Origin of the sequence: Aquimarina pacifica (assembly GCF_000520955.1) — a bacterium.
Taxonomy (GTDB): domain Bacteria; phylum Bacteroidota; class Bacteroidia; order Flavobacteriales; family Flavobacteriaceae; genus Aquimarina; species Aquimarina pacifica.
The window spans coordinates 44290-57344 of sequence record NZ_JACC01000026.1 but is presented as its reverse complement, the minus strand read 5'-3'; the positions used below and the strand labels follow the sequence as shown (position 1 = coordinate 57344).

General features: G+C 35.4%; 6 protein-coding genes. All 6 read right to left on the bottom strand.

What is annotated here, in order from left to right:
• Positions 1-14 precede the first annotated feature (14 nt).
• The 6 genes from DZ60_RS0113690 to DZ60_RS0113665 all read right to left on the bottom strand — a co-directional run bounded on the left by DZ60_RS0113690 (position 15) and on the right by DZ60_RS0113665 (position 12841).
• Entirely contained in the window at positions 15-608 is a 594-nt protein-coding gene (locus DZ60_RS0113690; RefSeq protein WP_025742631.1) for an REP-associated tyrosine transposase, read from the bottom strand.
• Positions 609-1264: 656 nt separating this feature from the next.
• Positions 1265-1753, bottom strand: coding sequence for a hypothetical protein (locus DZ60_RS0113685; RefSeq protein WP_034229706.1), 489 nt, complete (start codon positions 1751-1753; stop codon positions 1265-1267).
• A gap of 7 nt (positions 1754-1760) precedes the next feature.
• Positions 1761-6143, bottom strand: a complete 4383-nt coding sequence (locus tag DZ60_RS0113680; protein ID WP_025742629.1) for an RHS repeat domain-containing protein — start codon at positions 6141-6143, stop codon at positions 1761-1763.
• Positions 6144-6145: 2 nt separating this feature from the next.
• Entirely contained in the window at positions 6146-11488 is a 5343-nt protein-coding gene (locus DZ60_RS24315) for a hypothetical protein (RefSeq protein ID WP_025742628.1), read from the bottom strand.
• Between the two features lie 157 nt (positions 11489-11645).
• Entirely contained in the window at positions 11646-12251 is a 606-nt protein-coding gene (locus tag DZ60_RS0113670) for a hypothetical protein (protein ID WP_025742627.1), read from the bottom strand.
• 56 nt (positions 12252-12307) lie between these two features.
• Positions 12308-12841: an OmpH family outer membrane protein gene (locus DZ60_RS0113665; RefSeq protein WP_025742626.1), complete on the bottom strand. Its 534-nt coding sequence runs from the start codon at positions 12839-12841 to the stop codon at positions 12308-12310.
• Between the last annotated feature and the right edge of the window lie 214 nt (positions 12842-13055).

Genomic DNA, 13055 nt, shown 5'->3' with positions numbered 1-13055 from the left:
TCCCCACGCTACCGCTAGCGTCTCGCTAGTGGCGTACCTGCTTTTGCTAATCCGAATAAATAACTATCACTATCGATTTCTAAAACAGTATGATCGTCTTGATAATTTCTAGCACTACTGTATTTCCAATCTATAGGGTCTGTAACAAAACCAGATTGTACCGGATTGTTATGAATATACTCTATTTTTTGCTGAATCACAGTATCTGTCCAAAGTTCTATTGGCTTATTATGCTGTTGCCAGAATTGTCTGTGAGTTACCGTAACATTCTTTTTACCAGCCTTATCCATCATCCAAAAAAGCCATTCTTTTCGGCTTTCTTGTAGGTTTTCAGCTATTGATTTTATCAATTTCTTTGAGGTATATCCTTTAAAATCTCTTAATAAACCCGAAGGATCTTCATTCTCTGACCTGAAAATTAAATGAACCTGACTTGGCATAAAACAATAGGCATAGACCTCCATACCTTTATGTTCTCTACAATAATCAATACTATTTGCTAATATGGATAGGTACCTCTCTCTTACAAATACATCCAGCCAATATACTGTCGCAAAACTTACAAAGTACAATCCACTCTTATTATGAAACTTATAATTTCTACTCATCCTACAAAACTACAACAAGCCAATTTCAAATAATGAAACTGGCTTGTTTTTATCTATTTTTCTAATTGTACCTTTTTTTCTATGTCTTAGACCTATTGCTTTCTAACAATCTGCCAATCCTTGACACTACTGGTATGAATAGGATTTATTACGTTGCTTTATAGTAACGCTGCCGCTAGTGTATCTTACGCTGCCACACAAAACTAAACCAACATACAACAAAACAGCCAAAAGTTATGAAATCATAGCTGTCTTGTTTTTCTTACGCTTACTGTCTTGTCCTAAAATATGTAAACTTTTTTAGGACGAGACACAATCTTTGGCGCCACTAGCGAGACGCTAGCGGGAGCTGGGGAGACGCTAGCGGGAGCGGGGGGTAACCTACTTAAAGCAGCTAAGCTTAAAACTTTATAAACAAAAAACAGCCACAACCTATTTTACAAGATCGTGACTGTTTTACTATTTCTTACTGTTATTTGCCAATCTGTACCGCCACTAGCGAGACGCTAGCGGGAGCTGGGGTAATAAACAATTGGTTAATACTCTAATTTACCAAAAAAACGAGTTCTACACAATTTCAAAAACATAAAAATCAACAAAATACACCCTTAACTTAATGACATTGCACTAGCGGCAGCAGGGGAGCTGGGTATTACTTAAAATCTTACTTGAAGGTTTTTATTACCTCCTTTTCTGATTAATACTAATGACTCATCTTCCATAATTTCAAAAGCCCACCAATTTACAGAAACTGAATCAAAATTCTCATAATTATATTTTACAGGGACATCTAATTTAGTTAGACATTTACCTAAATACTTTTTATATATTTCAAGATTATAAAAACCAATTAGATTATCGTCCATTAATAAATAGCCATCTAACACAAAATTATTAGCTTTCTCTGAATAACTAATATCATCTCTGATCGTGACATATATTTTATTATTATTACCTTTTGAAAATACAACTTTGATAATATTTGAGTCATTTAGAGATCCATTTTTTTTAGCTTTGACAATTTTTTTCACACATTTAATTAAAGAAGAATCAATAAATTTATTACAAGGTTCATTGGAGCAAGAAATAAATGCTAAAAATATAGTTAATAATAAAGTTAAAAAATAATATAGTTTTTTGTTCATAACAAAATCATAATCTATTCCTGTATATACCTTTCGAAATAAAAACTCTACTCGACCAAGGTGTGTATTCGTAAAGCCCTCCATTAGGAAAATAATGAAAACTTCTATGCATTTTTTGACCTGTTTCTTGAGATTTATAATATCGATTGACAACGCTTCCCATATCCCCCATAACAGTTGGTGAATATTTAACTTTACCAAAGATCTTTCTTTGCATCCAACTCGAATTCATATCACCAATACCCCAATCTCCCGTTGGGTCTGGGTAATCAGTATTTGGGTGAGAATGAATCTTAAAAGAAGTGTCAGCCGAATTCCAATTAAACCACATTGAAGAATTAGCAGGATTAGGGCTTAAGTCAGTAACCCCAAAAGACCCCAAGAAGTAGTATTCATTTCCACTATTGCTATTACCATGAAAGCCCCATTCTACATTTGAGTTATCAGAAGCAAAACTAAAAAATGTACTTGCATCTTTGAAATTTGACGTAAAGGTAGCTCTAAAATTTTTACTTTCTCCATTATACGATCCCATTCCAACACTAAATGTTAATGTACTCAATATAAGCTGATCTGATAGCATAACTTTACTCGATAAATCTTCATTATATAGATAATCAACTCCTATATCATCACCTTCATCACTAATTCTCGTTATATCACCATTTCCTGCTAATTTATATCCTCCAAAGAATCCTCCATCAGGATCAATCCCATTCATAGGGTTATTTCCCATTCCCAGATAAGGTGAACTAAACTGTCCATACGGATCCGTAGTCAACCACCGTCCAATTCTACTATCCCATAAACGTAACTCAAACGCTTCCTTCCCGGTCTCTGGGTCTTTCTCTTGTCCTTGGTAGGCATACCTATAATCTCCTTTAAGATCACGTCCAGGCATTGGCATCCCGAAAGGGTAATAATCGGTAGCACTTAGTGCTATGGCAATACCTGTTTCTTGATCTCTCCCTACTACTGCTCGTACATTGCCCAAATGATCTGTTAATTGGTACAGATGGGTGTCATCTGCTTTGCGTACACCTAGTCTGCTAGCTCCGTAAATAGTATTTTCTACCAATGCCCCATCTCTATAAATCGCCATCGCTGTTCCTGCAGCGTCACGTACATAATGCTCTGTATAAGTGAGGCTTCCATTCTCTGGGTTATACGACTCTTTGCGTACTCTATGGTTTTTATCGTTGTAAAAGAACTTCACCAACGGCACATTATCTTTATGTACCTCGGTCACCAATCCACTGGCATTATAAAAATAAGAAATATTTTCTTCATGGTTATGTATTAACTGCCCTATCTCATTATAGACATAGTTCTCCCCATCCTGATCCTTGATATCATCGGCATTGGTTGCTGTAGTAACCGCGTCATCTACTCGTAATAATTGATTGGGTTTATCGTTTTTATAAACATACGACAGCTGGTCCATAGTATTACCATTCTCGTCTGTATGTTTGTTACGATCCAGCGATTGTATGTTACCATTGGCATCATAAGTAAGATTATCTACTTTGTAATCCCCATCAATATTTGGTGTATAAGTACCTGCATTGATATCGTGTACTGCTTCGGTATCATTACCGCCATCAATTTTTAGAGAAACATTACATCCTGATTGACCATGAAATCCTGGTTTTAGAGAAATCGAATTATTTACAGTTTTACTAAGACTGTTGCCAGCAGATACTGTACCACTATAGGTTGCATCATCATCTTCTGCGCTTCCGGATGCGTCTACTCCTTCGATAATTGTAGGGACACTGGTATAATCTCCTGTAAAATTACCGTACTCCGCAGATTTTAGGTAATTATTACGATTATATACATAATTATAGGTGTGTTCTTTACCTGTTTCTAGAGGATTATAATCAGAGTTCCAACGGATCCCTTTGATATTTCCATTATATTGGTTAATACCATAATCAGCACTCTTGATATTGGTTAATGGGCGATTAAAATCGTAGTCATGATAATCAATAATCATCCCAAACAAGTCATTAGTATCTCCTCCTGGATCATGATCACTGGATAAACTTGGATGATTGATACTTTTTAGTGCACCGTTGAGATTGTAGACATAGTCTATCCCTTGCAAGCCTTCTGCAATATTCACTCGTTTTAGAGCTCCGGTCTCATAATAGGTATAGCTAGCATGCTCTGTAAACGTCGTATCATCGTTAGAGGTTTCTACTTTGATTAAACTATAATCATCATCGTCATATCTATACTTATGGATAAATTGATCTGTGTTTTCTCCCTTTTGATAATACACTTTGGTTACCAGACCCGTTATATCATCATACTCATAATCGATGGTTTTGGTTCCTAAACCACTAATTATCTGCACCATAAATTCTACACGACCATAAATATCATAGCTGTAATAGGTGGTGGTTTGATCATTTTCGGTTTTTGCAACATTACCTGCTAAAAATTTAAGGTTCTCGTAGTCACCTGGCAAAAAGCTCGTATTTTCTAAATAATCATAGGTAGTTTTATGTACTTCTTTGGTAGTTCCCGATGGCAAACCTGCATCTGGATCCGCATTAGAAAAATTACTATTTACCAAAACTCCACTTTCTATGGGACGTCCTAAATCATCATAATTGGTATAAGAAAACTCACCTGCGTCGGCTTGTTTACTATTTTGAGAATAACGGATTTGCCCATCATTTCGATATTTAAATTGGGCAGAACCTTCATCTATACTGGTAGTACTTTCTAATTGTCCCAAAGAATTATAACTAAAAGTGCTTTCTAATTTTTCTAGTGGTTGTTGAGTACTTAGTAAATGTCCGGCTTCATCATAATAATTGAGACTATAATCGTAATAGTTTTCTGGATAGGTGACCGTAATTTGCCCTGCAACATAATTGTCTACATCTTGCACTGCAATTCTGTAAAATCCGTTAGATAAAGTAGACGCATTGTACGCTTTGGTTTCTGTAATTAGATTATAGATGTTTAAAGTAATACCTGAATTACCTGATAGTGTCACTCCTGTTCGTCCCACTGGTATATGCACATCTACGAACCCTTGCGCACCGATACTTACTATTGATGTTCTGGTATTGTCTACGTTTCCTTCTTCATTACCACTACGAGCAGCAGCGAGTGTCTTTCCATCGGTATCTGTAAATACTACACTTTCTATCCCATGAACATCTCGTGATACGGTTTTGATAATTTTATAATGCTCTGGATTGTATTTTGTATCCCCAAAAGCATCGGCATGTGATAGTTCCTGGCCTGCCGGCATAGAGAATGTATAGCCTTGTTTCCATTCACCATTGATTTTATTCCCTCCAATAGTTTTAAGTACTTTACCTGGGTTAAGTTCACTATAAATGATACGAGAATAAGGTCGTGCGGTAACATCTTGGTAGGGTTCTGTGGTATTGCTTGTATTATAATACCATCCTAGTCTACCTTCAGTAGTATCTGTTATTACTTTTGGGTTTTCTATATCTTCTTTTTCATAATCTGTTATCGAGATATAAGAAAGTTTATAATCTCCTTCAATCTTATTAAAACGAGTAGGTGCGGACAACGTTTGCAACGCCATTCTATTTTGATAGTCATAGAAAGTTTCTGACATCCATACCTTATCGTTTTTAAAATCTTTACTCATGGTTTTATTAGGCTTGGCTAGGGCATCAAAATAATCTACCGTATGCCCTTTTAAATCACCTTGTATATCATAACTTTTGGATACCACTAGATTTTGATTATACGAATAATCAGGAATACCCTCAGGACATCCATCTATTTCGCCATATATATATGGACAGAAATCACCCTGATCGTCTTGTATAATTCCATTTTCGTTCCAATTACCATTAGTTATCCATCCAGTATATGGTGGGCTGGTTGCCATGATCGGCACTGTACTAGAATACCCTAAACCATCCCCATCTTCATCTGGATACCAATATTCTAAATCTCCTTTACTTTGAGATACACTAATCCCATCATCGCGATAAGTGACTCTGTTTCCATTTCCGTCATATATAAAGAGGCGAGCACTTCTGCTATTTGGTGTCGTTATAGAATTACATCTTACAGTCAAATAGTACTCTGTATCTCCGAGTTCATCATTTTCATAATAGCTTACCCAAGCACTGAGCCATCCTTCTGGCGTACTTGCGCCTATATATTCAATTTCTACATATGCTTGATCAGTATTGGCAAGATAACAATCTGTGCTTGGGCCACCATCTATATAACTATCTAATTTTACGTCATCTTCCCCCCCATCACTATTAAAAGTAAAAATTTTTGGGGTTTCCAGTTCTATACAGTTTTGTGCCGTTGATACGTTACTTACGCACAATATACTTCCTAAAACAACTATTATTTTCAAGTACTTTCTCATCCTTATTGATATTGATAGTTATAAAAGTTTTCGCTTGCTTTTTTAAATCCTCCCGTAATCGAAGCATTATCTATCACTTCGGTATAGGTAGTCTTCAACCTTCCTGCATCATCATACTCATATTTGGTTGCCAGATTATTTGCCCCGATAATATAAGTTAACTCATCCCATTCATTGTATACATAACTTGCCATAGTTGAGGCTATAGGACACATCCTAAAATCATCATAAATGGCCACCCCCTGATTATTATAAACATAAACCTCTTGACCTGTGGTAACCTCAGAATCTTTTATATAAAAATTAAGTTGTACCCAATCTCCAGCAGAAATAGTCTCATAAATAGCATACTCAATAATTTCGCCATTTACGTTAAGTCTTGTTCCTGTATAATCATATCCTAAGCCCTTATATGCCCAAACAGAAACTTTATACTTACCAGAGTCTGGCTTTACTACAAAAGCTTTTGTGTTTATCGGCACCTGAACTCCTTTTGTTCCCGTATGATATACCTCTGATATATTGGCATTTTCACCCTTATACACCTCACCACTAAAGTAATCAGTTCCTGTAATGAGATCTTCTGCTCCCGAATAAAACATTTGATTATACGCTGCATTTGCAACGGCAAATATTTTAGTATTATCATCGCCCATTTTGGTACTTGCCTTATTCCCATTAATATCCGTAGTTTCTAAAGGCATCGAGTAATGGTCATAAAGACTAATTGTGGAGGTTTTGATCCATTTTGAGTTGGTTTGATTCTCAGGGTCGGTCCAATTAAAATTATCATCATCTCCACTAAATCCAACGTATGCACCTTTAGAATCAATCTCTCCTTTCCATGCGAATATTTTGTGTTTACGCCATATTTTTGATTGGTGCGAAGCAGATGTTTCTTGTGATCCATCATAAGTTTGGTAGTTCCAATCATTATTCCAGGTATTGATACTTACTCCAACAGTTTTCCAGTTAGACCCATCCTTTATTTGGGTTAATGTTTCAGCTGTTTGAGTTAACATATTCTTGGCTGTAGAATTATCTACCTTAGCACCCATAGTATAATCATATGCCGAACTGCCGTAAGGAGTAATGTAATAAGCTGGAATAATTTTGGTTTTGAACTCATTACCATCACTGGAAACAGATCTGGTCTGGGTTATCTGACCTGTTAACATATCACGGTTTTCATAGTAGGTTGTATTTGTGAATCCTCCTTGTATTGCTGTTGAGCTTTCTAGTACACTAGGATACTCTACCTTGCTTGAAGAACTAATCATATAGCTTGCAACATCATTTCTCTGAATCTTTTTAAGTGTTTTGTGCGATTGTTGAGAAACACCTATTTGCCCATCACTATCTAAATCTTGCTTATAATTTGATATCGTTTTATTTAGTAATTGCCCTACATTATTGTAAGACACTACTGATTTTACTCTACCAATATTCTCTAATTTATTATATATAATATATTTATTAGCTTGTACCTCTCCATTGATAAAGGTTGCATTTTGTTGTTGTTCTACTTTAAAGAAATCCCCGAGACAGAACAAATAATTTGGGGATTCTTCATAAGGTTTTAGTACATCGAACTCATATGCAGTACTCCCCAACAGCTTGTCATTATTATCGTAATTTTTCATTGTCACACTACCATATGTAACCAATGGCGCAGGCAATTCACTTACATAAGGAATTCCTTTTTGTTCTTCTGATGGAGCATAAGATGTGATTCCTGATATTTTGTTGTTATCAAGATTAGTATAATCATACACTGTTTTTACAGAAGTATCATTTCCGCTAACCTCGATACTAGCAACACGTATCCCTCCACCTTCACGTCCATTTGTGTTTGAAGTCGTAAAATCCAATACAGGACCTTTGGTACTTTTTATGGTAGGAGCAGAATAACAATGAACAGGATCAGAGGTATTGGCGGATGGAAGTGTACAACTTACCCCTGAAACATTAGTCATTGCTTCATATCTAAATAGGCTATAAGGAGAAGATAATGTTTCATCAATCTCAAAAACTATACTTTTGCTACTATTATTAATACTTGTTGCTTTTACTTTATATGTATTGGTAAACGTATTTAAAGCATCGAAAGAATCTCTTCTAGAAATAGTAAAGTTCGTAATTGTATTCGTATTGAAATAATTATTCAGGTCATCAGAAGTATTAAGAAAACTTATGGTAAATGTATTACTGGAAGAATTTTTAGTAATTGCAATATTATCATATGATTTTGTCTCGGTATATGCTGCTTCTGAGTAATACGAATCCGTATCATGGTTTACGATAATTTGACCTCCTGTTGGAGTTGTTATTTTATTAAGACTCCATGCTTCTGGATATGTTTTATGGTACCCCCATTCGTCCTGGTTACCCTTATTATACTGAAGGGATGAATTAGCATATTCAAATCGATACGGTGGTACTACAGCAACCTCACTCTTTCCTTTGAAATATACCGATTTTAATGTTAACCTTCCTTTAGAAGTATCCCAATCAGAATCAAAACCTGGTACTTTGGGAGCATCAGAATTTGGAGATTGCGTTGCTAAAGAATAGTCGTAATTAAATGCTATTACCTGGCTTGCATTTTCTTCTAGATTTAACCCTTCGATATCACGCTCATCTAGTATATTATAATCCTGATGCACTTTAAAGCTTGTAATATTTGTGGGGTCATTCATATACACGCCGCTTGGATACGGAAATAAATCATTAGTATAGCAAGATTTTGATTCGTTTTTAACAGGATCATAACTACAGGAATTTAAATTAGAATACCCCGTATTATAAATTGAGTACCCTGTTTTTGTAGTGACAATACTACTCCTATCCTTACTTATATCAAATGGCTGATTTTTTAACAACAAGATTTTGTCAAGCTTCAGAACTTGGTTTTCTGGAGCATCGATATATTTAGCTGATATTTTATTACCTCTAAATGTCTCAATATAACTCGAATTAGCTGTTCCATATTCAGGAAGTTTATAAGTAGACCCATCTTCTTTATAAACAATATCATTAGGATACCCCATAATAGGCCTTCTGAATATGTCTTCATTTGATTTTACCGTTTCGCTATATTCGCCTACATTAAACGTCCCGCCTGTATATTTTTTTTCATAAATATCTAACTCCGTAGATTTATTATCATATCTCAAATTTTTCACAAAAAGAGCGGTATGCGTTCTAGTCTTTACAGCATCTAAGTAATAAATTTGTTTTCTCCCCCAGTAGTAAGAATACGTTTTGTCACTAGAATCTTTGGCATTAGTATGTTCATCATATCCATCTACTGGTCCTTTCCAGATATATCCGTCGGTCCACTTTCCGTAATCGAACTCTACCCAATACCCATAATCACTCTCATCAACTGCACCGTTTGAATTAACATCTACATAATCAGGTCCTGTAATGGCCGTTAATAACCAATGAGTAGCATATGGTTTTGTTTTTTTAATTTCAAAGAAGTTTTTGTTCTCATCGGTTTCATCTTTAAAATTCTTATAAAACAACTCATAATTGTATACAGGTAAAGAATAATGATATGTTTTGCCGTCTAATGCAGTAATTCTAAACGCCCCGATACCTTCATCTAAAAAGATATCTGTTTCTTGTGACCTATTAATATGTTTAGCTTCTATAAAACCTGTGGTATTTTGATTATCACGTATCTGATTATTCGTAAAGGTTTCGATAAAATTACCTGTTCGTTTTCTATTGCCATTAGTCATATTTTCGTTAAAAGCACCAGAATTAGAAGTTGTAAATCCATTAAGTAATTGAAAACCTCCTGAAGTTGTGTAATTTGGATTTTTCTGAATATTGGTTCGATCCGTTCTTAAAAAAGAACTCAATTCATTCTGAAAATAAAAATTGGTACGATATCCTAAGTCATAAATTCCATCTGCACTACTAAAATTCTCACCAATATACCCCTTAAGTTGCTCATCAGCTGCTCCATCCGTATTTCCTCTGTCTATCAAATTAAGTTCTTCATAACTTACTGGAGCAATGCTACCAGATAATCCTTGTGATGTTACTGTATACTTGTCATATGCCAACAGCGCCATGTTGTTTTTGTCCATCCCGTAATTTTGGTCTACCAAATAGTCTAAACTCATGCTTTGGTTAGAAAAAGGAAGAAACTCATGAACATCCATAAAATTATTTTCTTTGATTTGATAACTTGATGCTGATTCTGTTTCTAATGCATGATATGGGTATACGGAACCAGAAACAGTAAGATTATTTTTTTTGAACAACGAATATTCAACTCTTCTATGACCAAAACCTATATAAAACATATAGATAGGGATTGCTGCCTGGAATGCATCTATATTATAAGTAGCGTCGCCGTTAGAAACTCCATAATTAGCTGTAGATATTCCTGGTCCATTAACTCCTCCATAGACTGATGCCCCTTGACTTGAAAATGAAATTCCTATAGACGCATTCGTTCTTAACCCTGATAATGATGCGCTTATATTACCAGATAGTCCTGAAGAATAATTGTAGTTTAATCCAACTCCTAAAGAACTCCCACCACCAGTATTCAAACCATACCCAACACCGACACCATTACTATCCATGCTTCCATTGAATCCATATCCACTATATCCAAATGATGCACCATTATTGCCGGCATTAGCCGTGAATCCTTTGTATCCTACTCCTATACTACTTCCACCACTACCTATTTTTGTGTTAATTCCTATTCCTTTATATCCGTACCCTAGTGAAACAAAACCACCAGTAGAACGGTGAGAACCCCAAGAGGCTCCCAACCCTATATTGAAACCATGAACATCTACACCTACACTAAAATTATATTCATCTTCTGTCCAGCCAGCATCATAAAAGAATTCTTCATAATTTGTTTTCCCCCAATCGTCTGGAAAACCGTTTATGTTTCGGTTGATTGAGCCTGGATTTAAATTCCACCCTAATCCTACCCAACTAGCTTCCTGATTATGCGCTATACCCCCATGATATGACAACGCCAACGGATACCCACCTTCTGGAGAGGGTACATTAAGTAAGGGCAAAACATATGAAAAATCTCCTGTTAATAAATTGACCATATCCGTAGCATCGACGGGCTCAAAAGCTGCTGCTTCTGGTGCATTGGGTCCATTATTATTCGCCCATAGTTGATTATATGGGATCAACGTTTGCAAAAACGTAAGTATAAAAAATACCGCAATTGCTCGATGAGAGGGTTTTGTTGTATGCACGAGATTCGATGTCCTCAGCCCTTTATTTGGTGTCGAAGTCTGTCTTTCTCGATATGTTTTCCTTAGTGTCTCTAGTATTCTTCTTAGGCTCATATGTATTCTAATTTTTATACTATTACTTTATTATTGTTTTCTTTTTTGTCAGAACTACGGGCACCGAAGTCAGGAGTTCCTTTTTTTTTGACCCGAGTCAGAGGCGTTTACAACGAAACTTCGCTTCGTTGTAACATCCCGTTTTCCGACTTAATCTCTACTTAAACCTTAACATTGGTTCATTCTCAAATATATTTGTTGGGATCTTAAACTTTACTTCTCCTGTATAAAATCCTAAGTCTTCTATTGTAAATGTCACATACTCGGCATTTGTTACCTTCTTTTCTCTTGGATATACCAAAAGCATCGTTGTTGCTCCGCTCATTCCGTACATTCTCGGGTAGATATAATCAGCCATTGTTATGGTATCTTTCTTAGGCGTATAGAAATGGGCTTTTTGTTCCATCCCAAACGCCAATTGATTGACCATAGCACCAAATTGTTGTTTGTCTCCTGCCACATTGCTCAATAACTCCTGGTTATTTTTAGACATTGAGAGATTAAAATATAGGTATTGGCTGTATTTATTGCGCAAGCTATCTACTAGAGATGTATTTTTAGTATTCCCTAGTTCTTGTGCTACCAAAAGATCTGTGGGTTTATATACCAATGAAAACGCTACACCATTAATAGTTTTGGCATGTATATATTCGTTCTCAGGAGCTTTAATATATTCCCATAGCGCTTCTGTGGTGTCAAAATTTTTTGATGAACATGCTGTCAGAAGCAAAAATCCTATCAGTATTAGTATTGTTTTTTTCAAGTCTCTCTTTTTTGTTAAAAGTCCGATGACAGAAGCCAGAAGTTCTGTATTCTGTCCTACTTCCCCTCGAACTCAGCGTTTAATTCTTCGAGTACTTGATCCGTTAAATCTGCTGATTCTTCTCCATACATAATGGTTCCGCTTCCTGTAGCTCCAAAAATTACTTTATGCCCATTTTTCTTTCCGTATTCTTTTACAAAATCATTAATATCATTAATCACAGTCTGCGTCACTTTTTTATCTTCTTCCTGTAATTGCTTTTGTACCGCTTGCTGATAATTATTAATTTGTTGTTGCTTACTCCCTAACAACTCTTGCTTGAGCTCTAATTCTTTTTTGCTCATCGAACTACGTTCTTTTTCATATATCTTAAGTTCTTTCTGCCAATCTGATAATAAACTATCCACATTAGATTTCATGGTTTTTGCTTTTTTATCAAATTCTGCTTTCACTACCTTAGTTCTTTTATAACCATCTAATAGTTTATTAACATCTACATATACCAGATCCGAAGAGGATTGTAGAAAGAAAAAAGAGGCGATTGATACTATTAACGCTATTAGGGCAATGGGAAATGCTAGTTTTTTCATGTTTTGTTAATTTTATTAAAAAGTTGGGGTTATTTATTTCTTTTATTTCGTCAAAAAAAGGGTGATTAAAGTCCGAATCCCTTTTTCATTATTTATATTTTTAAAACTCAGGCAAGCAGGCAACTTTAATTTAAAAGTCCACCATAGAGAAGAAATGTCATAGAGTATAACGACACCATTACTGTTACTGTATACTGTTTTATTCATTGATTTA

Excerpts from the sequence above, each read along its gene's own strand:
- DZ60_RS0113690 (WP_025742631.1), bottom strand. The coding sequence starts at position 608 with ATGAGTAGAAATTATAAGTTTCATAATAAGAGTGGATTGTACTTTGTA.
- DZ60_RS0113685 (WP_034229706.1), bottom strand. The coding sequence starts at position 1,753 with ATGAACAAAAAACTATATTATTTTTTAACTTTATTATTAACTATATTT.
- DZ60_RS0113680 (WP_025742629.1), bottom strand. The coding sequence starts at position 6,143 with ATGAGAAAGTACTTGAAAATAATAGTTGTTTTAGGAAGTATATTGTGC.
- DZ60_RS24315 (WP_025742628.1), bottom strand. The coding sequence starts at position 11,488 with ATGAGCCTAAGAAGAATACTAGAGACACTAAGGAAAACATATCGAGAA.
- DZ60_RS0113665 (WP_025742626.1), bottom strand. The coding sequence starts at position 12,841 with ATGAAAAAACTAGCATTTCCCATTGCCCTAATAGCGTTAATAGTATCA.